The following is a 22,993-nucleotide window of genomic DNA, read 5'->3' as shown; positions in this document are numbered from 1 at the left end:
AATTAAAAACTATGTCTAAAATCCTTATAATTGAAGACGAATCTGCCATTCGTCGGGTATTAGTTAAAATTTTAAAAGAAGAAAATAATCAATACGAAATATTTGAAGCAGAAGACGGTCTTGATGCCATGGAGCAAATTAAATCAACCGATTTTGATCTGGTATTATGCGATATCAAACTCCCTAAAATGGACGGCGTTGAAGTGCTTGAAGCTACCAAAAAAATTAAACCGGAATCTGTTTTTGTGATGATCTCGGGTCACGGCGATTTAGAAACGGCCGTGCAAACCATGCGCCTTGGTGCTTTTGACTACATTTCAAAACCACCCGATTTAAACCGATTACTCAACACCGTTAGAATTGCTTTAAACACCAAAAATCTGGTACAAGAAAATACCATTCTCAAAAAGAAGGTTTCCAAAAACTACGAAATGATTGGCGAAAGTGCAGCCATTGAGCGGATAAAAATTATGATTGATAAAGTTGCGCCCACCGATGCGCGTGTTTTAATTACGGGTCCTAATGGCACTGGAAAAGAGTTAGTGGCACACTGGTTGCATCAAAAAAGCGAGCGTTCCTCAGGCCCGATGATTGAAGTTAATTGCGCTGCTATACCGAGTGAGTTAATTGAAAGTGAACTATTTGGTCATGTTAAAGGGGCATTTACCAGCGCTGTTAAAGACCGTGAAGGTAAGTTCGAGTCGGCTAATAAAGGCACCATTTTTCTTGACGAAATAGGCGATATGAGCCTATCTGCCCAGGCCAAGGTGTTAAGAGCTTTACAAGAAAGTAAAATAACTCGTGTGGGTAGCGATAAAGACATCAAGGTTGATGTAAGAGTAATCGCGGCCACCAATAAAAATTTAAAGGAAGAAATAACCAAAGGTAAATTTAGAGAAGATTTATACCACCGTCTGGCTGTTATATTAATTGAAGTGCCTGCATTGAATGAACGCAGCGAAGACATTCCGCTGTTGGTAGATTTCTTTGCGGAGAAAATTGCTCAAGAACAAGGCAACGCTAAAAAGTTGTTTACACCCGAAGCTCTTGCATTGCTTCAAAAATACGACTGGACCGGTAACATTCGCGAATTGCGCAACGTGGTTGAACGCCTTATTATTTTAGGTGGTGAGACTATTTCTGAAAACGACGTTCAATTGTTCGCCAGTAAATAAAGCATACATGAAAACATTTAATCCAAGCCAATTTAAAGTAGAAAATGCCATCAAGCTTTCCGAATTACCTACCATGGTAGATTTGGAAATGAGCAAAAAACAAACCGAAAAACAGTTGCGTAAAGTGCGGCGTATTTTGGGTGAATGGCAAGACGTCATGTACGCCCACGGCAAGTACTCGGTGTTGTTTTGTTTGCAGGGCATTGATACTTCGGGTAAGGACAGTCTTATTAGAGAAGTGTTCAAAGATTTTAACGCGCGTGGTGTAGTGGTACACAGTTTTAAAGCACCTTCGGCCTTGGAATTAAAACACGATTTTTTATGGCGGCATTATGTGGCCTTACCCGCAAGGGGCAAGTTTGGGGTATTTAATCGCACTCACTATGAGAATGTGCTCATTACTCGCGTAAAACCACACTATATTTTAAATGAAAATATCCCGGGAATTGAGAGCGTTTCAGACATTACCGAAGAATTTTGGAACAACAGGTTTGATCAAATCAACAATTTTGAAAAGACTATCGCTCAAAATGGCACGATTATTTTTAAATTCTTTTTGAATTTATCAAAAGAAGAACAACGACAACGCCTGTTAAGACGACTCGAAAAACCCAGTAAAAACTGGAAGTTTTCTTCAGATGATTTAAAAGAACGCGAACTGTGGGACGATTATCAGGTGGTTTTTGAAGACACCATTAACCGAACTTCTAAACCACATGCACCCTGGTATGTGATTCCTGCCGACGAAAAACATACAGCCAGATACATGGTAACCAAAATCATGCTGGATGAACTTCGCAAGTATACCGACGTTCAAAACCCAGAACTCAGCGATGAGGATAAAAACAACCTTAAACATTATAAAGCACAACTTAGTAAAGAATAGCCTATGAACACTTTAATTAAACCAATAGCTTCAATGTTTTTTCTTTTTTATTTAGGTTTTGAGTTACAAGCCCAAACCGATGAGAAAGTATTAGAAACCATTTACAAAACTGCTTTAACTAATGGCCAAAGTTACCAATGGTTAGACCATTTGTCTAATAAAATTGGCGGCAGATTATCGGGTAGTGAAAACGCTGAACTAGCGGTGCAATACACCAAATCTGAATTGGAAGAAATGGGCTTAGACAAGGTTTGGCTACAACCGGTCATGGTTCCAAAATGGGTTCGAGGCCTTCAGGAATACGCTTATATTGAATCGGTCCCGGGTGAGCAAATGGCGGTGAATATTTGCGCCTTGGGCGGCTCGGTGGCAACACCGGGTAATGGCTTAAAAGCAGCCGTTGTTGAAGTCAAAACCTTCGAAGAACTGGCGGCATTGGGTACCGAAGCCATTCAGGGTAAAATAGTATTTTTTAACCGACCCATGCAGCCCGATTTAATCCAAACTTTCGATTCTTACGGCGGTTGTGTAGATCAGCGTTATGCCGGTGCCATGGAAGCGGCTAAATACAAAGCTGCCGGTGTTATTGTGCGCTCGGTGAACTTGCGTTTAGACGATTATCCGCATACGGGTTCCATGAGTTATGGCGATATGCCTGTGGAGCAACGCATTCCTTCGGCGGCGATTAGTACCAACGACGCTGAAAAATTAAGCGCTTTATTGGCTGATAACCCTAACTTACAGTTCTATTTTAAGCAAAGTTGCCAGCAATTACCCGATGTGCAGTCTTACAATGTGATTGGTGAAATTACCGGTTCTGAGTTTCCAAACGAATTCATCCTGGTAGGCGGCCATCTCGATTCATGGGATTTGGGCGATGGCGCTCACGACGACGGTGCCGGTGTGGTACAGTCTATGGAAGTGTTGCGATTGATGAAACTTTCAGGCATCAAGCCCAAGCGCTCGCTTCGTGTGGTATTGTTTATGAATGAGGAAAACGGCCTTCGCGGTGCTACCAAATACGCCGAAGAAGCCAAACGCAATGGCGAAAACCACATCTTTGCACTGGAAAGCGATGCGGGCGGCTTTACCCCACGCGGGTTTTCTTTTCAGGCAGGCGATAACAACTACGCGCAAATACTAAGCTGGCAATCTTTATTTAAACCCTATCTTATTCATTATTTCGAGAAGGGTGGCAGCGGTGCCGATGTGGGGCCGTTAAAGTCCGATACCAATGTACTGGCCGGCTTACGTCCCGACTCGCAACGCTATTTTGATCACCACCATGCGGCCATTGATACCTTCGAGCACGTTAACAAACGCGAACTGGAGCTAGGTGCCGCCACCATGACCGCCTTGGTGTATTTGTTTGATAAGTACGGGATTGTTAAAGAGGAACGCCTGAAACCTGTTATGGACTGATTTTTGATGCGTTGTTTTTAGACAAGTATTACGTTATCAACATCTTGTTGAATTGAGTTGTTTGATGTTATATATTTTTATTAAATGAAATCACTACTTACCCTCGCATTATTGAGTCTAGTTATTCAATTAAACGCACAAACACTACACAGCGATATGCCATACCGCAATATACCCAACCACCCCGAGGTTTACTCAGAAGGTGCTATAGCCGCCAGAATGATTGACGGATTGGGCTTCAGGTTTTACTGGGCCACCGAAGGTCTAACAGAAGCTGATTTAAATTACAAGCCTTCAGACGGCAGTCGTACCACCATAGAAACCATTCAGCATATATTTGATTTGACCATACTGATTCGAAATACAGCGTTACAAGAGATAAGTGTACCACCAAGTAATATAGAAGAATTAGATTATGTAATGCTTCGCCAACAAACCCTTCAGCATCTTAAAACAACCGCAGATATTTTAAGAACCTCTCCCGATTTGTCCAAATATCCCATCAAATTTATCAATCGGGAAATGCCGTTTTGGTTCTTGATTAACGGACCAATTTCTGATGCTATCTGGCATTGTGGGCAAATTGCGTCATTCAGGCGCACGACAGGTAATCCCATACGCAGCGATATTAGTTTTTTTACTGGAACGGTAAAAAATTAAATACTTCAATGATGAGAGGATTATGTATTGTTATATTTTTAGTATCCAATACATTATTAACTTCATTAATAGCCCAGACCAAAGATTATCTTCAGGTGGCTTTGAAAGATGCAGCTAGTCAAGAACCCATTTCTTTTGCAACAGTAAGAATTAAAGATTCTAGACAAGGATTAATTGCAGATGCTGAAGGCGAATTCAGGCTGCCTCTGGGATTTCAATCGATGGAAACTGTTTTAATCATTACCAGTATTGGATATAACTCCATTGAAATTGAGGTGTCTGCATTATTACGTGAACAGATAAACAGTTTTTATTTACAACCCACTACAGAATCACTCAATGAAGTGGTGATTGTTAGAGACGAAGCAAAACGACGTAAAGCAGAAGCTGCATCAAATTTGGTAAAATCGTCAAGAGCGCTCACAGCCAATGAAATTGTATATCGGGCCATTAAAAACATACCGGTTAATTTAAGCAGTCAACAGTCTTCGGTATTAGGGTATTACAGAGACTATCAAATTTTTAATGAGCAGTATTACAATCTTAACGAAGGGATTATTGAAATGTACGATGAGGGTATTTTAAACATTACCGAAGCTTTCAATAGTTTTAAGTCGTCAATATACTCCTACAAATCTAATTCTCAATTTAAGCGGGATTCCGCATTTATCGTTCCCTACGACAGAGAGGTAAAGTTTATACAAAATGCCTCTATCAGAGCCAATGGTGGTAACGAACTTACCATTTTAAATGTTCACAATCCCATTCGCAATTACGCCGTGTTTACATTTTCGTTTGTGTATGCGTTTAAATCTCATTTTATCAACAATCATAATTTACGAAGAGACGGTATTACTTATTTGGACGATGAGCCTTTGGTACGCATTAAATTTCAGGCCTATCCTCAAGTTCAGGGACTTAATCATAAAGTATTTGGCTATCTGCTTATTTCTCTTAAAGATTTTTCCATTCATCGTTTTAATTACGAAATGTTTGATACCGATAGAAACAACGCATTGTTTAATCTAGCTATTGAATACAGAAGGCAAGACAGCCAAATGTATCTCAATTACATCACCTTTAACAACCGGTTTGTGATGACCGATCCTAATATATTAAAAGAAGAAGAAATTGGTTTTTATCCCGATGAGTACAAATTCAGAATTGATTTTACAAAACCCATCGATTTAATAGCACTTAAGCGCAGTAATTTTAATATGAAGTACGGCAATGTCAAGCTATACGTTGAAGAGATCAAGCCGCGTACCAATACATCGATTGAGTTATGGGTGCGACCTTTTTTCAGGGATGATGTAGAACGTCGTAGTTTTGATGTTGAGAACCTGATTGTAGAATTGAAAAGAATAAGAGATTTAGATGGTCAAGAGATTTACGAGCCCAAATTGCTAACAGGCTATCAGTTTCGTGAATTCTTTGCCCAAGAGGTTTTTCCAGGTAAGCCTTTGCCAGACAATCAATATTTTATGATCAACGATTTGCCAATCAATTTATCTAAACAAAACGAAAGCGACAACATCCAAAAATATTGGCTCAATTCACCCTTAAGAACCAGTGTAACGGTGAAGCGCACTAACTAAAAATTATTGCGCGCGTTGGTAGAATTTACCTTGTTTTAACGCCTTTTGACCAATACCTTTAAAGTAAACCGGTACGGTATCGCCACGGGCTTTATGTACCACAAAATGTAAATGCGGTGTGGTGGTAACATCTTATAAATAAATATATTAAAACATTTCTTTCTTGTTGTTTCTATTCTATGTTAATGCATAACATAGAAAAACATAACTTTAGTTTAAAAGCAGAATGTTTTAATTGCTGTATTTGTGTTGAATTAGATTAACAACATCCTCAATTTTTTTATCCTTCTGTTTCGATTTGATAATAATAGGTTGTGCTTGCCTTACATCGCAATCGCTAATAGAACAGCGCTCACATGTAACACCAACTTGTATTCTTTTTAAGGATTTGTTATCGGCAAAAGCCACTTTCCTATAGAACTGCGTATTAATTTTTATACCTACACTTACACTTCTGTAAGCATCCGACTTAAAAGGGTCTGCAGTTGCAGAGGATAATACAAAATAGCTTTTGTCCTCATCAGGATAGTTTGAAATTTGTGCATCTAAAACATGAGGATGATTATTCGTGCTTATCTCTTTCAAAACCTTTAAAGATAACCAGCGTCTGCAGTAATGCTCATTAATTTCGTTGGCGTGTGGCGACTGCTGTTTAGATAAATGTAATTCTTTATTTAGCTGAAAGTCATCGCTGCCTTTCTGATGAGAAAATCTTAAAAAAAACAAACTTTTAAGATTAAAATCGTTAGGTAAAATATTGGTTAATCGCTGATAAACAGATTCTGGTGATGCATTGTAATTACCAATAATAGATTCAAAATCTAAAATGTTGAAAGATTTTTTGGAGAATAAGATTTTCAAATCTGAAACCAATTGTGCTCTGGGAATAATTAAGGCACCCGCAAAATAAGAGGCGTAAAAATTATTTAGAACTTGATCGAAATTTTCAAATTTAATCCATGAAAACGTGTAAAGACGCTCAGTTATTTTGAGATAATTATAGGCAATTTCTTTAGCATAAATAAATGTTTTTTGAGCATCATCAATATGCTTGGTAAGTAATAGTGTTTTGGTTTTAGGTACAAAAATGGAACGTAAATTATCCAACTCTGTATGTGATGCCAACTCGGTGTTATTAATACTGTAACCGTATTCTTCAACCAAGATATCTTCTAACTCTGACGAATTTAGTGGTTGGGTTAAATCAACGTGATAAGTTTTAGCAAACGCTAAAACCGCTTGCTCTAAATTTTCAAAATAATTATTGTTGGCTTCTTGAAACGATCTTACTGAGGCCAAATAAAAACTTTCCTTGCTAAAATTATAGTTCTTTGCAATTTCTATAATGGTACTTATAAAGGCCGTGACTTTTGCAGGCGCATTAGAAATGATATCTATTAAGGTGCTTTCTTGAATGCCGAATAACTCTAAAGGAATTTCTTTTAAGAGCTTCGATTGTAAAATCTCCCCAATTGGAGCTAGATTTTTATCGAGTTTTAAGGAGACCATTTCGTCATACGGCACTTCTAAACATTCCGATAATAAGGCAATTTTATCTGGTTTAGGATATTTTTTTCCTTTTTCAATTTCGTTTAAATACGATTTTGAAAGTCCGGATAGTTTTGAAAGTCCAAACAACGAAAGTTCTTTATCTGTGCGGATTTGCTTCAGTTTTAAACCAAATATTAATTTAATATAATCTTGTTCCATAAGCACAAATATAACATTATTTGCGAACTTAATTAAATAGCGAATATAAAAAAATAGCGAACGTTCGCTTGTTTTTTTCAAAAATAGATTGTAACATTGTCACATCAAAATATAAAAGCATGGACATTTTAGTATCAACACAACAAAAATTGAAATTTGCGCCAGAGGTGACCAATTTCTATCCGGAACTTTTAACTGCTGAGGCTTTAGAGTTTCTTGCAGCGCTGCATGAAAATTTCAATTCCTCACGTTTGAACTTGTTAGAGCAAAGAGAAGTACAACAACTCCTTTTCGATAAGGGCGAGTTTCCTTCTTTTCCCAAAGAAACCAAAGCAATTAGAGAATCTGATTGGTTGGCAGCACCTATTCCTGAGGATTTATTAGATCGTCGTGTAGAGATTACAGGTCCTGTAGATCGTAAAATGGTTATCAACGCCTTAAATTCCGGTGCCAAAACATTTATGGCAGATTTTGAAGACAGTAATGCTCCAAGTTGGAAAAACACGCTAGAAGGGCAAAAAAATCTTCTCGATGCCAACCATAAAACCATAACGTTGATTGATGAGGCGCGAGGCAAACACTATAAGTTGAATAAGGAAACTGCGGTGCTCTTAGTAAGACCAAGAGGGCTGCATTTAAATGAGCGTCATTTATTGTTAAACGGAGAGGAAATGTCGGGTAGCTTATTCGATTTTGGACTCTATGTTTTTCATAATAGTACAACTTTAATGGAAAACGGATCTGCACCTTATTTCTATTTGCCAAAATTGGAACACTATTTAGAAGCGCGTTGGTGGAATGACGTATTTGAGTTTGCTCAAGACTATTTAAACATTCCCAACGGCACCTTTAAAGCTACTTTATTAATAGAAACCATAACAGCAAGCTTTCAGTTAGATGAATATATCTATGAGCTCAAAGATCATATTGTTGGTTTAAATTGTGGACGTTGGGATTATATCTTTTCATACATCAAAAAGTTAAGAAATCATCCGGGTTTTGTAGTTCCCAATAGAGATCAGGTAACCATGACCACACCTTTTATGGCGGCGTATTCTAACTTGGTTATTCAGCGATGTCATAAAAGAGGAATTCATGCCATCGGTGGTATGGCCGCACAAATTCCAATCAAAAATAATCCGCGAGCCAATAAGGTGGCACTTGAGAAGGTAAGAGTAGATAAAGAGCGAGAAGCCAAAAATGGTCATGACGGTACTTGGGTTGCGCATCCTGCATTGGTGGAAGTTGCTATGAAGGAATTCGACAAATATATGCCAACTCCAAATCAAATTTTCAATAAACGAGAAGATGTGGTTGTAACAGAAGCAGACTTGTTAGAGATTCCTGAAGGAACTATTACCGAAGGTGGAATAAGAAAAAATATTAACGTTGGTATTTTATATCTAGAAGCTTGGTTAAGAGGATTTGGAGCTGTTGCACTTTATAATTTAATGGAAGATGCTGCGACAGCAGAAATCTCTCGAACACAAGTTTGGCAATGGTTAAAAAACGAAGCCTGTTTAGAAGACGGTCGAGTTTTTAATAAGGATTTATTTGATGAAATGTTTGATGATGAAGTTGAAAAAATAATTACCGAAGTCGGTGAAGGAGAAATTAGAAACACCAAGTTTTGCGATGCTATTACGCTTTTTAAACGCTTGGTTACACAGAAAGAATTTGAAGAGTTCTTAACCCTTTCAGCATATCAACTTATATAAAAAAAATGTCTCGCAACTACGGCAATAGTGTGCGAGACTTAATTATCAAAATTTGGAATAAACATTAATAATCAATCGTAAAATTATGAAAAATTTAGCACAAAGCAACTATTATTCAGCGTTGCAAACAGTGAGAGACCTTAAAGCAAAATATGGCAGCACATGGAATGCCATCAACCCGGAAAGTGCCGCAAGAATGGTGGTTCAAAATCAGTTTAAAACCGGATTGGATATTGCAAAATACACAGCTGCCATTATGAGACAAGATATGGCAGACTATGATGCAGACCCTTTAAATTACACACAGTCTCTAGGCTGCTGGCATGGGTTTGTGGCGCAACAAAATATGATTGCGATTAAAAAACACCACAAAACAACCAGCAAACGTTACCTGTATTTATCCGGTTGGATGGTTGCCGCATTGCGTTCTGAATTTGGACCACTACCAGACCAATCTATGCACGAGAAAACAGCAGTTTCGGGGCTTATTGAAGAAATTTATGATTTCTTGCGTCAGGCAGATGCCATTGAGCTGAATGATTTGTTTAGAAGACTTGAAAAAGGAGAAGATGTTCAAAATGAAATAGATAATTTTGAAACGCACATCGTTCCAATTATTGCAGATATCGATGCCGGATTTGGTAACGAAGAGGCGACCTATTTATTAGCAAAGAAAATGATTCAGGCAGGTGCTTGTGCTATTCAAATTGAAAATCAGGTCTCCGATGCCAAGCAATGCGGACATCAAGATGGAAAAGTTACAGTGCCTCATGAAGATTTTATTGCAAAGCTAAATGCAGTGAGATATGCTTTTATAGAGCTAGGGATTGAAGATGGAATTATCGTGGCACGCACAGATTCTGAAGGTGCCGGGTTAACTCAAAAACTACCTGTGAGTCAAGAACCGGGTGATTTGGCATCTCAATATTTAGCATTTGTTGAAGCTGAAGATGTTGCGATAGAAGAGGCAAAAGAAGATGATGTTTTACTTAAAAGAAATGGGAAACTGGTGCGTCCAACTCGACTTGCCAATGGCTTATATAAATTTAAAGACGGTTCAAACATCGATAGAGTGGTGCTCGATTGTATCACCAGCTTGCAAAATGGGGCTGATTTATTATGGATAGAAACACCAACCCCTAATGTGAAACAAATTGCACATATGGTTAACAGAATTAGATCAGTTGTGCCTGATGCTAAATTGGTGTATAACAATTCGCCTTCTTTTAACTGGACATTAAACTTCCGCAATCAAGTCTTTGATGAAATGCTTGCTGAAGGTGAAAACATGACGGCTTACGATAGGAATAATTTAATGGATGTAAAGTACGATAATTCAGAATTGAGCTTTCGTGCAGATCAAAAAATTAGAATGTTCCAAAGAGACGGAGCTAAAGAAGCAGGAATTTTTCATCACCTAATTACCCTACCTACCTATCATACAACAGCATTGCATATGAATGATTTAACCGAAGGTTATTACGGACCAGAAGGGATGTTGGCCTATGTACAAGGTGTACAACGGCAAGAAATTAGAAAAAAAGTGTCTTGTGTCAAACACCAAAGAATGGCAGGTTCTGACTTAGGAGATGATCATAAAACGTTCTTTGCAGGTGAAAAAGCACTAAAGGCAGGCGGTGAGAAAAATACAGCCAATCAATTTGAAGTTGGTTCTAAACCAACCAAAGAGCACAAAACACTAAGTGTTGTGGCATAAGCTAAAAAACAATTTATAAAAAAACTAGTTTAGTAAGTACTTAACGATTTTAGGATTTGCAAAATAAGGCACGCTATATTTATAGTGTGCCTTTAATTTGAACAGTATAATTTTTAGTTATTATTTCAGGATTAAATTTGTGTCTATGATCAACGATTTGCCAATCAATTTATCTAAACAAAACGAAAGCGACAACATCCAAAAAAACTGGCTCAATTCACCCTTAAGAACCAGTGTAACGGTGAAGCGCTCTAACTAAAAATTATTGCGCGCGTTGGTAGAATTTACCTTGTTTTAACGGTGTTTTTCCAATACCTTTAAAGTAAACGGGTACGGTTTCGCCACGGGCTTTATGTACCACAAAATGCAAATGCGGTATAGTAGTAAAACCGGTCATACCCGAAATGCCAATGGGTTGACCTGCTGTTACAAGGTCTCCAACATCCACCAATGCACCGTTAAAATTAAGATGTACATAATTGGCAATGGTACCATCGCTGTGCAGAATTAAAATTTTGTTGGCCTTGCTCATGCAAGCGCGGGTACGACAATGTTCTTTAGAGTCTTCTTTTACCAAAAACACTCTTCCGCCCCGGGCGGCAGTAATGGTGTCGCCAATGGGTGATCCAAAATCTATGGCGTGGAAAGACGATTTTAGGTTATGAGAAAACTTCCCGCCAAAGCCCTGCACAATTTTATAGCGTTTGCCTTTTGGATATGGTAACAAATACAGCGAATCGTCGGGTTGGTCGTTGGGATCACCAAAGCCGGCCTTAAAACTCACATAAAGGGTAACATCAACCCGGGCCGTGTCTTTTACATGTTTTCTTAGTATGGCCAGCGCATTTTTAATGGTATCCCCGTGCTGCAATACTGCATACTTTTTAATTTTGATATAAGGCGCCATCGATTCTAAGGCCTCTATGGTTAACTCTACAGGAGCGTAAAACGGATTGATCAGGTCTATATACACCGAATCTTTGGTAAAGGTTTTATGGCTATTGATACTTTGAGCGATGCCTGCTTGAAAAAGCCCTATGAAAATAACAATTAAGAGATTTCTCACTAGTTCATCGTGTTGTATCGAGATGACTAATATAAAAAAATATTCGCAGTCCGAGGTCACGCTCCGAAGACGGGAGACTTCGAAGCCAACGAATTTAACATTTAAGTCATTCTCTATATGAAGTTAAAAACTTCACAGAGCAACTAAAATGATTATTCGTGCATTCGTGGCTCACAAATCTCAGTCATAAGAGTTATTCACAGCGTAATCAAAAACAGTATTCGTGTATAGTTAGCCATTAATCCAACCCATATAAGGTTTTTCCCACCGCTTCGTACTTATCACCTTCAACCCAAAACGGTGTTTCGGCTGCATTGCCAATATTTCTGCCGGATAACACATAGGCTTGAAAAAACTTGTAGAGATAATCATAGTCTAAGGTATCGGCTTCGTCACCGGGACGGTGGTAGTACTTAGTCACATCGCCGTTAAAGGCTGTAAATCCTAACGAAAAGGTGGGCGCCGGAATGCCTTTTGCGGCAAAGTGCACGTTGTCGCTGCGGTCAAACAAACCTTGCTCAGGTGCGGGATCGTCCGTGGCGGTTAGGCCAAATGTTTCCGCGGCTGTGGTGATGTGTTGGGTGGCGGTAGTGCGGTTAAGACCTACTATGGTGGCTAAAGACGTATCGTTATAGCCCGCATTGTCGCTGTTAAAACAAAATACCATTTGTTCCAGTGGTAATACCGGATTCTCAACATAAAACTCACTACCTAGTAGTCCTTTTTCTTCTCCTGTAAACAAAATAAACAGGGCAGAGCGCTTGGTAGGGTATTTGGCCAGATTCTCGGCCATGCTCAACACAGTCACCGTACCAACAGCATTATCGCGGGCACCGTTGTAAATGGTATCGCCGGTGTCGTCGGGGTCGCCTATACCCACGTGATCATAATGGGCAGAATAGATGATGTATTCGTTTTTTAGCTGGGGGTCGGTGCCTTCAACCACACCAATCACATTGTAATCAATCAGGCTTTCTTCAACAGGGGCACTCATGTTTACTTTGGCCGGTACGCTGGTACCCGGTGTAAGGGAGGCTGCCAGCTTGCTATCGGTGTCTAATACCCAAACATAAGCAAAGGTATTATTATTGGTCTCGCTGTTGGTATCATTGTTGTTTTCAAGAGCCAAACGGCTGGTGTTAAAGTTGTGTTCAATAATACTCCACATTTGTGCTTCGGCATTTAGTAGTTCCACAATACCAATGGCACCGTGTTCTCGTGCCAATTGCTGTTTTTGACGTCTCAATCTAAAGGCCGCACGAGAGTCGTTGGTCTCGGCACTTCCACTTTTTAGAATAAGCAATTTACCGGTTACATCCTTATTGCTGTAATCAGCTTCCAGACCGTAACCCAAATAAACAGCATTGTTGTTTACCGATAACTCGGCAGCGCTGAGTATCGCATAATCGGGTAAGGATTGGTTGTTAAGGCTGATGCTCACATTTTTGGGTGGTGAGGTCTTTTTTAATCGAACTTCCTGATAGTAGTTGTCTGTTTTGGGGTTGGGTTGTACGCCGTAACTGCGCAGCGTGTTGGCCAGATATGAAGCGGCTATTTTATTTTCAGCAGTGCCGGCTTCACGACCTTTTAGCAAATCGTCTGCCAGAAAATAGATATGGCCTTCAATACTCGCTTTATCTACCGTAGCCTGTACTTTGTCTGCCTCAGATTGTGCCATCAGGCCAATGCTTGTTAAAAATAGCAGTGTAACTAATTGAAATACTCTCATAGGTTGTGATACTGTTTAATTCTTATTCTGCTTGATATTTAATCTCACCACCAATCACGGTCATGCGCACGGTGGTGTTTAAAATATCGTCTTCGGGTATGGTCATAACGTCTTTGTCGAATACGGTAAAGTCGGCCAGTTTGCCTACTTCAATGCTACCTTTGTCGTTTTCCATAAAAGCGCCGTAGGCGGCCCAAATGGTGTACGACTTTAAAGCCTGCTCACGGGTCATTTTTTGGTCGGGTTCATAACCACCTTCGGGAGTACCGGCTAAGGTACGTCTCGATACCGAGGCGTAAAAACTGGGCAGTGGGTCTAAGGGCTCTACCGGTGCATCGGTACCATTAACAATTTTAACGCCGGTTTGCAGCAGTTTTTGCCATACGTAAGCGCCTTCTAAAATGCGCTGTTCTCCCAAACGGTCAATAGCCCAAGGTCGGTCTGACGCCATGTGAATGGCCTGCATGGCAGGAATCACCCCTAGCTCGGCAAATCTGCCAATATCTGATGGATTGAGGTGCTGGGCGTGTTCTATTCTAAAGCGGTGGTCTTGGGTTTTATCGGGGTATGTGTTAAAAGCAATTTCGTAGCGGTCTAAGATTTCGCGGTTGGCGCGGTCGCCAATGGCATGTGCGCAGACCTGAAACCCGTGTTGCAGTGCTTTTTTAGAGGTGCTCTCTACAAAAGACATGGGCAGGGTTTCATGACCGTAATGGTCGGGGCGGTCGCTGTAGGGTTCCAAGAGCCATGCACCGCGTGAGCCCAGGGCACCATCGCAGTTGAGTTTGATAGAGCGAATGTCAAGCAAATGCTCGGTACTGTCAATCATTGGCCCTTTTTGGTACCACTCGTTGAGAAGGTCTTCGTCAAAGCCTGTAAGCATTACGTACATACGCACCGATAACTCATTTTCGTCGCGAAGTTCCTGCAATAAATCAATTACCTGACGGTTTTGTCCGGCATCGTGAAAACCGGTAATCCCCAAACGCAAACAGGCCTCTTGTGCCATTACCAGCGCCTGCTTATCCTGAGCGCGGTCGTTGGCGGGAATGTATCGGGCAATTAAGCCGGTAGCGCGTTCCACTAAAATACCGGTGGGAACACCTTGATCATCAACAATAATTTCGCCGCCTTCGCCTTCTTTAAGCGTTGCAGAGAGGCTAGCGACAGTTTCGGGCTTAACGCCGGCAATTTCCATGGCTTTGGCATTGGCAAAAGAAGCGTGTCCACTGGCATGGCGTAGCAATACGGGGTTGTTGGGTGTGATGGCACTAAGGCGTTCATGGGTTTGAAAGCCCTTTACCAGTATCTCGGGTTGCGGCACCCATTTGCTTTGGTGCCAGCCGCGACCCACAATCCACTGTCCGGGTTCGGCTTTTTTGACGGCTGCAGCCACCAATTCCAGTAGCTCATCGTAATTGCTCACGTTAAGCAAATCTATATTCATCTCGTTATAGCCAATACCTAAAATATGCCCATGACCTTCAATGAGGCCCGGTGTAAGGGTTTGGCCGTTGAGGTTAATGGTTTGGGTAGCGGCATTGGTAGGGATGGCGCTTTCGTCATCGCCCACATAGCTAATGCGCCCGTTGGTAACGGCCACCACTTTCGCGGTGGGCTGGGCATCGTTGGCGGTATAGATGTTGCCGTTTTTAAAAATAAGGTTCGCAGCCTCAGTGGGTTTGGTATTGCTGTTGCAGCCCAATAAGAGCAGGACCGGCAGCAGCCATAGGTGTTTTAGCATGATGTGTTGGATTTAATATGCGAGAAAGTTACGTAAAAATGGTTAAAGATAGCGGTGTGGTGTTAGGGTTTAACAGAAGGGCTTTTAGTTTCTTGTAATTTTTGGGATTTATAGACTGTAGCGCTCTGAATAAGGTTAACCGTTTGAGGAGTTTTATGGGCTTTGAGATTTAGTTTTGCTACGAAATGTGGAGATTTCGTTCAGTGGGAGATATAATTTCATTTTTTCAATTTCCAATTCGTCTAAATGACCCATTTTACTTTCGTCTTTTGTTATTAAGTGCATATGTAAAAATGAGTCGTGATGTGTAAAAATACCTTTGTGTTGAGTCGAGAAAAATCCAATTATTTCGGCATCTTCATTTGAAATATTGTAATTTATTTGTCCTTGATGTGCTTTATCTGGCGATGATACTTTTGTTCCTTTAGGCAAATTTTGAATATGAATAATAGCATTTGAAACCTGACCGATTAATTTAAAAGCAAAAGGTCTTTTGAATTCTGTTGTTTTGTCGCCAATGAACTTCTCTAAATCTCGAATTGATTTCACGTTTGAAGGCAATTCAATCTCATGCCATTTCGTTACATTTCCATAAACAAAGAAGGGAGCAGAAGTATCGTATGTTTTTTTAACGGTCATGGTCGAGTCTGAAGTTACTTTTGAGACGTAGCTTATTCCGTTGTTAATTAGCAATTCACCTGTTAAATAGCTCACCGGTCCAAGTCCATAAAGTCCGTTTTTGTTTGAAATGCTGTCGAGATCAATGCTACTGCCTAACTCGCCCTTCCACATTACATTTTTCATGGCGCCGACAATTTTAATATCAGGATAGGTTTCTGTTTTATCTGAGTTTTTTTCTTTTTGTGTCGAATTACAACTTATCAGAGCAATTGTTAAAAGTACAATTGCTAATTGTTTTAGGTTCATTTTGTTTTCTCGTTTTCTCAAATTGCCACCAAATTCAAACATCACCAACTTTTATAACCGTATCCTACCAATGGTGATATTGATAGTTAATTGTCTCAAATATAACTAAAACCTTTAAATAACTTAACAATCAATTGCTTAAAAAATGAATTTTCAGCTTTGTACTTCTTCAAAAATAGGGCTGAGGTTTTGGGAGTTTTTTGGCAAATTTGTTAAGGTCTGTTTTTGATTGAGGCCACTGTTTGGGTTTATCAAAAGTGGTACAAGACAGGAATTATTCCTTAATTATCTTCTTGATAGTGTTTGTACCATCTTTAAAATTAATCTTAATCAAATATAGCCCTTTATTAAGTGCCGAAACATTTACTGTCTGGTCAAAACCTCGATACACAAGTGCAGATTTGGTATCATAAATTTCAATTAAATTAAGTTCTTGTCCCTCAATAAACAATATATTTTTGACAGGATTTGGATATAAATTAATGCCCCTTGTGGCTTGTACTACAACAGATAAAACATTGTCGTTTGTTGTAAATGAAATCAATTTGGCAGTATCTGAGAAGGGCGATATATTAAATGATTCGGATGTTATAAAGTACCTGTTAGCGTTAATATGGGTGATGGCTTCGGCTTGCTCAAAACCCAGTCCGGTAAGAAACGTTTGCGTATTAATACCTGAAAAAACATCAGTGTTTGTAAAGTTTTCGCAAACCCAAACAAAAGGTTGTAAGGTTAAATTATAACCTATTAAATATATTTTTTCTGTTAATGGATTATAGGTTGCCCCTGTAATTAACCCGGCGTTGGTTAAAGTTGTCGTTAAGGCGTTTACAGCATAGGTGCCGCTATTTTTTGGGATGGGGTAGGCTTTTGTTGTACCATTAACCCAATTTTTAGTAAACAATAATAAGTTATTGTTATCAAAAGACATAAGTGCTTCTGCATCCCATTCTGTTTGATTAGGGTTAGGGGTAAAATCTACTTGATCGGCATAGCTAAGGTTAATAATTTCTGCTGATACATCGGTGGAAAGTAGATAATCACTTTTATTTATTTTATAAATTTTTAAATCGGTTCTAGCTCCGCTGTTATTGCCTATGTCGCCAATGTAGATGGATGTTTGATCTTGCGCCAAGTCTTCCCAATCTACATTTGTAGCATTGATAATGGTAACGATTCTAGTAACTAATCCGGAAATGGTATCTAATTCATACAGTTTGTTTTCATTACCCCCATCATTATGGGTAATAAGCCGATTATTAAAAAATATAGCTCCTGATGATTCATTTAGTACTATTGGTAAATCAAACTTTATCTCAACATTTGTTATTTGAGCAACGATATTAAACGTTCCTAAAAGAAATGCTGTTACTGCAACTAGCTTTTTCATGAGTGTTGATTTATCTTCATAAGGGCATTGTTTTAAAAAATTAAATGTAATGTTTTTTTTGAGATATCTCAATTCTTAATTCTTGGTTTTAAATTAAATAGTCTAACGCTGAACAAAGTTTTGCAGTTACCCAAAGGCGTCTATTTACAGTGCCAATGTGAATGCAGAGAAGCAGATCTTGATGATTTATAAATTTGGTTGAGTAACACTGAACCACCAATGTCTTGCGGGTGCTATTGTGCGTTTGTATGTTTTACCAAGGTCCATTCTTTGTTATATTGAGGAATTTCCCATTTTCTAATCGATAGGCACCACCAAAACCAACAAACCATAACCTCTGGTCTTGGTCTTTGTAGATTTGAAACACTACAGGCCCTTTATTTTCCTCTGATTTTTGAAATTCTGTGAGATCTTTGCCATTATAGGTGTATAAAAAATGTTGATTGACTACAAACCAAATTGTTCCATCTTTATCTTCTGCAATACTTCCTATGCCTTTTCCTATTTCAATGTTTTTATTTATAATATTCTTTGCTACATGATCTTTTAAATAGTATAATCCTCCTTTTGATGAAATCCATAAACCTCCCGTTCTATCTTCAAATAGCATATTTACAAAATTTGTATTGATGCCCAATTCTTTTGAAACATGGGTTAATTTATTATTTGAATAGGAAAAAAGTCCTGCATTTGAGGTTATCCATAAATTTCCTTTGGTATCTTCTAATATGTTATGTACCATCTTGGTACTTGATACGCCAACAGTTGTGTCCCTTATGCCCTCCGGCAACTCGAAATTTACAAAGTTTTTCTTGTCAAATACGCAGACACCTGCTATTGTTCCTATCCAAATGTTTCCTTCAGTATCCGCTGTAATACACCAAACATCATTATTGATTAAACCATCGGATTCGTAATAATTTGTCACTTTTTCTCCAGCAACACTGGTAATTCCATCCGTATGCCCTAACCATATTGTACCATCTTTATCCTCGGTAATATCTTTGATGGTTACATCCTTTCCTAATTCGCTTCTAATACTTTCGATGTGAGTTAATAAATTATCTTTAAGTTTAAATGCACCGTTTTCTGTGCCAAACCAAATATGTCCTTTGCTATCTTGAAATACGACTCGTACAACTTGGTTTATTTGGTCGTTTCCATTTGTGAAGGGCGAAATATTAAAAGTATTTGATGTTACAGTATTAATTTTTTCAATTTCACTTTCTGAAGTTTTATTTTGTAAATCAATTTTTTTAGTCTGTTCGCTGCAGGATTGCAAAAGGAAGGTATGAATAATTATAGTTAGGAATATTCTTTTCATCATTGTTCTCTATACGCCTAACGTGTTGTTTGTACGGCTTGTTGCGGTTAAATATCCGAGGATTTTCAGATAAGCTGTAAAGTTAGCAATTAATCACTAACTTTAACCTAAGTAAGTTATATGCAATAAGCTATATAAGGCCTTCTGAAATACGTCTGTTATTCATTTGTTATTATTTCGACAGCCTTCCAAATGTAAGCTTTAGAGAATTCACCAAAATAACTTAAAAATCATTATTTTCAGAAATTACTACAAAACTACTACAAGGGTAGTGTCGTTTAAAGAATAATTTTTCAATTGTGTGTTCAGGGTCTTTTATCCACTCTTTAAAACCATCGTTTTTACCATACAATCCTTCTTCAGTTTTATAAACGTAAATTATATTAGATTCACTTATTTTATGAATACCCTTTTCCATCTGGTTGTACCAACTTTTTTTTGACCTTCTGGTGGCAGAACCGCTTGAGTTACATGGATCTTTACCGGGGTAATAAACAATAACCAAAGGTTTTGTTGAATCAATTTTTCTATTGGTTGATATGGTTAAAAGTGAATCTAAATATCTTCTATTTTGTAATGTTCCTTGATGTTCTCTTGCCGAAAGAATTTTATGGTTAATAGAGTCTCCTTGAATATTTAATAATTTGTTCTTCCATTGTTTATTGTCAAATTCAGTTTTTGAAATTGGGTTATAATGTTCGTCAAAGTACTTGAAGTTGTCATTATCAATTTTCTTGTTTTGTGAAAACGAAAAACTTGAAATAGTAGTAGTTAGAATTAATATTCGAAGTGTTTTTTTCATAGGTGTTAATAATACCACGTATAAGAGTTATGCGAGATTCCAAAGCATAAAGTTATCAATTTACTTCACCTGTATATGTTAATGCATCTTTGTTGGTGGTAGTTTTTATTCTTTAATAATGATATATTTTCTCAAATCTGAATTGAGAATATTGTATAGCTCCTCTTTATTTTTGGAATTAGTTTCTGTAAAAACAAACCCAAAAAGAGGATATTTATTAATATCTAGTTGTCTTATTAAAAATGGGTTTTCTAAATCATTAGCAAGTTTCTTATAATCAAATTCAGCAATATCGGTAGGATTAATCCCTGAATTGTTATCTAAAACGATAATGCTAAATATTTTATTTTCTTTACCTTTAAATATAGTATCCCAATTGGGGCAAGCATTTTCAAAATAGTATTTATAGGAATTTGGCCCGAAAGCAATTCCCGATAAATCGCCCGTAGTACACCAACCACCAAAACGAAGAGGGTTGATTTCAATGGGAACGATTGTTCCGTTGTTATCTATTCTTACCTCTGCATGAGCCGGAAAATTTGTCAAATTGAGTTGATTGCCTATAATGCTTAAGAACTGTTCTAATCCAGCTTTATGTTGATTGATTATTGATTTAGAAGTTGAGTAAACTCTGTCACTTGTGTCTGTTCCAGATGAAAAAACGTGGTGTAATATATTTAATAAAACCACCTCGCCCTTTTCATTGTGATAATAATCTATGGCGTATTCTTCACCTTCAATAAAGTCTTCAAGAATAAAGTATGAAGTATCAAGTACATTTTTCGGAAAAATACTTTTAAAATTTTGCGATGTTATTTCCCTTTTTGCCTTAATCCATTCGGTTTCATCATTTACGATATAGACACCAATACTTAAAAAACCAATGGACGGTTTTATAACAAATGGAAATGATAAGTCTTCCGTAACCACCTCTTGAATGTTTTCTAACTTTATTTTTTGAAACTTAAAATCCGGAAATACGGCTTTAATCTGCTCCCTAAATTCTGCCTTGTTTTTGAGAATATTGATTTGTTTAGACAATTCACTTTCCGCAATGTTTTCTTTTATCCAACCAAGGGCATTTTCTGAATTGGAATATATGCGTTGAGAAGGGTTGTTTTTTAAGGTTGCAATGGCTTCTTCTTCGCTTATCCAATTTAATGAAGCATCGGTCACCAATTCTTTTGCGCATTCTGTCGCAATTATCTGATAGTTATTTTCTTTTATGGTGTCGATTAAAAAATCGGAAACATATGGTTTGTCTATTAGGTACATTTTTAATGCCTATTTTATTGATTTTGGTCTAAAATTATCGCCAACTCCTGGTATCTGCATCTTTAATACCGTTGTGCCGAACTAAGAGATGTTATCAGTTACTGTCGATCAAAAATAGCCAAAACTTAATATAACCCTACAATCAATTGCTCAAAACGAAAAAGTTTATGATTAATGGTTAGTGGTTGTAGTTAGATCTATGAGGTGGTTGAAGGTGAAGGCTCAAATGTACTGTAAAGTCAAAAGATTTCGCAAAGTGCAGTTATTATTTATTCATCATTTGGGTGGCTTTCCAAACGTATTCCATTCCAAATTCTCCAAAGTAGCTAACATAATTGCCATTTGCAGCAATTACCACAAGACTGTTACACGGATAGTGATGTTTAAAAAATAATTTTTCAATGGTTCTTTCCGGATCCTTATACCAATTTATTAAGCCATTGTACATTTCAAGTCCGTCGTTATCTTTATAAATATAAATGGGTTTTACGTTGGCGACTTGCATTAAGCCTTTTTCTAATTGTCCGTGCCAATTTCTAACCCACGTACTATCTGAAGTTCCGCTGCTATTACAAGGGTCTTTTCCGGGATAATAAATAACAACAATGGGTTTTACTGAGTCAATTTCTCGATTGGTTGCATTTTCAAGCAATAATTCCAAACTTGCCCGGTCATCAATTCTTCCGCGGTTTTCTCTTTTAGTCAGTTTTTTTTGGTTGATAGAATCTCCCGGTAAATCTAATAATCTATTTGTTGAACGTATGCGATTGAACTTAGATTTGCTTATTTCTACATTATTTTCATCAAAATATCTTATTTTTTTATCTTTTGACGATGAACAGGTATAAATAAAAATAGTTATCATTAAAAGGAGAAGTATTTTTTTTAATGTTTTCAATATTTTATATCGTCATTTCTAATCTTATTATAAAAAAGATATTGTGATTAACTAATTTTATCAAATGTAACAAATCCTTTAAAAAATATTGTAGTTAGATAGTTAAAAATCCTGAAGTTGTTGTTGGATAACAGTCGAAGGCTGTATGCGGTTTGCAGTTTTATCAAACGTATGGGATTAAGTTATAATTTTAATGCCAAGACTAAAGACTTTACGCTAGTTAAACACCTATACAATAAAGATTTGTTTAGATTATTTTTATGAAATGGGGTGTGCATTTTAAAGTTGAAACCTAATGTTAAATTATATTGAAACATTTCTGTTTTTTCGGCGTCTATATAGTACCTTTGGAATTAACCGATTATAATCAATTATAAAATACACTTATATGACACTTTTAATTATTATTGGAATTATCGCCGTGGTGGTAATTTGGATTGTTGCCATTTACAACTCTTTAGTAAGCTTAAAAAACCACCGCGAAAATGCTTTTGCAGATATTGATGTGCAGTTAAAACAACGCCACGATCTTATACCGCAATTACTCGGTGCTGTTAAAGGTTACATGGAACATGAAAGAGGAACGCTCGAATCTGTTACCAACGCCAGAACTCGTGCCATGAACGCTACCGGTATTAATGAAAAAATTGCGGCTGAACAAGAACTTGGTACGGCACTGAAAGGTTTAAACATTCAGGTGGAAGCTTATCCGGACTTAAAAGCGAGTCAGAATTTTATACAGTTACAAAATGAAATTTCTGACATTGAAAATAAATTAGCAGCTGTACGCAGATTCTTTAATGCGGCTACCAAAGAATTGAATATTGCCGTTCAAAAATTTCCAAATACTATTTTTGCCGGTATGTTTGGTTTTAAAACAGAACCGATGTTCGATTTAGGTCAAGCCCAAAGAGTTGAATTAGACAGAGCTCCTGAAATTAAATTTTAATAG

General features: G+C 37.8%; 18 protein-coding genes. 8 read left to right on the top strand and 10 right to left on the bottom strand.

Going from position 1 to position 22,993, the window contains the following annotated elements:
- The first annotated feature begins 11 nt into the window (after positions 1–11).
- From FJ651_RS00480 to FJ651_RS00460, 5 genes are all read left to right on the top strand, one after another.
- Positions 12–1,175, top strand: coding sequence for a sigma-54-dependent transcriptional regulator (locus tag FJ651_RS00480; protein WP_140988439.1), 1,164 nt, complete (start codon positions 12–14; stop codon positions 1,173–1,175).
- Between the two features lie 7 nt (positions 1,176–1,182).
- A complete protein-coding gene (locus tag FJ651_RS00475; RefSeq protein WP_140988438.1) occupies positions 1,183–2,061 on the top strand; it encodes a PPK2 family polyphosphate kinase in 879 nt (292 codons plus the stop codon).
- Between the two features lie 33 nt (positions 2,062–2,094).
- Positions 2,095–3,483 carry a M20/M25/M40 family metallo-hydrolase gene (locus tag FJ651_RS00470; RefSeq protein WP_246085275.1) on the top strand — a complete coding sequence of 463 codons (1,389 nt, stop codon included), beginning with the start codon at positions 2,095–2,097 and terminating at the stop codon, positions 3,481–3,483.
- Between the two features lie 84 nt (positions 3,484–3,567).
- On the top strand, positions 3,568–4,143 hold the full coding sequence (locus FJ651_RS00465) for a DinB family protein (RefSeq protein WP_140988436.1): 576 nt from the start codon (positions 3,568–3,570) through the stop codon (positions 4,141–4,143).
- Positions 4,144–4,151: 8 nt separating this feature from the next.
- Positions 4,152–5,741 carry a carboxypeptidase-like regulatory domain-containing protein gene (locus FJ651_RS00460; protein WP_140988435.1) on the top strand — a complete coding sequence of 530 codons (1,590 nt, stop codon included), beginning with the start codon at positions 4,152–4,154 and terminating at the stop codon, positions 5,739–5,741.
- Between the two features lie 231 nt (positions 5,742–5,972).
- Here the strand turns inward: FJ651_RS00460 and FJ651_RS00455 are convergent, their stop codons facing one another.
- The gene (locus tag FJ651_RS00455) at positions 5,973–7,451 is read right to left on the bottom strand and encodes a helix-turn-helix domain-containing protein (RefSeq protein WP_140988434.1); all 1,479 of its coding nucleotides are present in this window, start codon (positions 7,449–7,451) and stop codon (positions 5,973–5,975) included.
- 119 nt (positions 7,452–7,570) lie between these two features.
- Between FJ651_RS00455 and aceB the strand changes: the two genes are divergently transcribed.
- Both aceB and FJ651_RS00445 read left to right on the top strand, forming a co-directional pair.
- Positions 7,571–9,169, top strand: coding sequence for a malate synthase A (gene aceB, locus FJ651_RS00450; RefSeq protein WP_140988433.1), 1,599 nt, complete (start codon positions 7,571–7,573; stop codon positions 9,167–9,169).
- Between the two features lie 85 nt (positions 9,170–9,254).
- On the top strand, positions 9,255–10,886 hold the full coding sequence (locus FJ651_RS00445; protein ID WP_140988432.1) for an isocitrate lyase: 1,632 nt from the start codon (positions 9,255–9,257) through the stop codon (positions 10,884–10,886).
- Between the two features lie 262 nt (positions 10,887–11,148).
- On the opposite strand, the gene FJ651_RS00440 is transcribed toward FJ651_RS00445, so the two are convergent.
- The 9 genes from FJ651_RS00440 to FJ651_RS00400 form a co-directional block, all read right to left on the bottom strand.
- Positions 11,149–11,952 carry a M23 family metallopeptidase gene (locus tag FJ651_RS00440; RefSeq protein WP_140988431.1) on the bottom strand — a complete coding sequence of 268 codons (804 nt, stop codon included), beginning with the start codon at positions 11,950–11,952 and terminating at the stop codon, positions 11,149–11,151.
- A gap of 238 nt (positions 11,953–12,190) precedes the next feature.
- A complete protein-coding gene (locus FJ651_RS00435; RefSeq protein WP_140988430.1) occupies positions 12,191–13,681 on the bottom strand; it encodes a M28 family peptidase in 1,491 nt (496 codons plus the stop codon).
- 22 nt (positions 13,682–13,703) lie between these two features.
- Positions 13,704–15,425, bottom strand: coding sequence for an amidohydrolase (locus tag FJ651_RS00430; protein ID WP_140988429.1), 1,722 nt, complete (start codon positions 15,423–15,425; stop codon positions 13,704–13,706).
- 153 nt (positions 15,426–15,578) lie between these two features.
- Positions 15,579–16,352, bottom strand: coding sequence for an acetolactate decarboxylase (locus FJ651_RS00425; protein WP_140988428.1), 774 nt, complete (start codon positions 16,350–16,352; stop codon positions 15,579–15,581).
- Positions 16,353–16,626: 274 nt separating this feature from the next.
- Positions 16,627–17,742 carry a T9SS type A sorting domain-containing protein gene (locus tag FJ651_RS00420; protein WP_140988427.1) on the bottom strand — a complete coding sequence of 372 codons (1,116 nt, stop codon included), beginning with the start codon at positions 17,740–17,742 and terminating at the stop codon, positions 16,627–16,629.
- 253 nt (positions 17,743–17,995) lie between these two features.
- The gene (locus FJ651_RS00415) at positions 17,996–19,069 is read right to left on the bottom strand and encodes a ligand-binding sensor domain-containing protein (protein ID WP_140988426.1); all 1,074 of its coding nucleotides are present in this window, start codon (positions 19,067–19,069) and stop codon (positions 17,996–17,998) included.
- 220 nt (positions 19,070–19,289) lie between these two features.
- Positions 19,290–19,868, bottom strand: a complete 579-nt coding sequence (locus FJ651_RS00410) for a hypothetical protein (protein ID WP_246085274.1) — start codon at positions 19,866–19,868, stop codon at positions 19,290–19,292.
- A gap of 105 nt (positions 19,869–19,973) precedes the next feature.
- Complete coding sequence (locus tag FJ651_RS00405) at positions 19,974–21,143, bottom strand: ATP-grasp domain-containing protein (RefSeq protein ID WP_140988425.1); 1,170 nt, start codon at positions 21,141–21,143, stop codon at positions 19,974–19,976.
- Between the two features lie 265 nt (positions 21,144–21,408).
- Positions 21,409–22,008, bottom strand: coding sequence for a hypothetical protein (locus tag FJ651_RS00400; protein WP_140988424.1), 600 nt, complete (start codon positions 22,006–22,008; stop codon positions 21,409–21,411).
- A gap of 421 nt (positions 22,009–22,429) precedes the next feature.
- Between FJ651_RS00400 and FJ651_RS00395 the strand changes: the two genes are divergently transcribed.
- Positions 22,430–22,990: a LemA family protein gene (locus tag FJ651_RS00395; protein ID WP_140988423.1), complete on the top strand. Its 561-nt coding sequence runs from the start codon at positions 22,430–22,432 to the stop codon at positions 22,988–22,990.
- The last annotated feature ends 3 nt before the right edge of the window (positions 22,991–22,993 follow it).

It is taken from the genome of Paucihalobacter ruber (assembly GCF_006494535.1).
GTDB classification, from domain to species: Bacteria; Bacteroidota; Bacteroidia; order Flavobacteriales; family Flavobacteriaceae; genus Paucihalobacter; species Paucihalobacter ruber.
The sequence above is the reverse complement of the archived record's forward strand: the minus strand, read 5'-3'. Positions and strand labels throughout refer to the sequence as shown.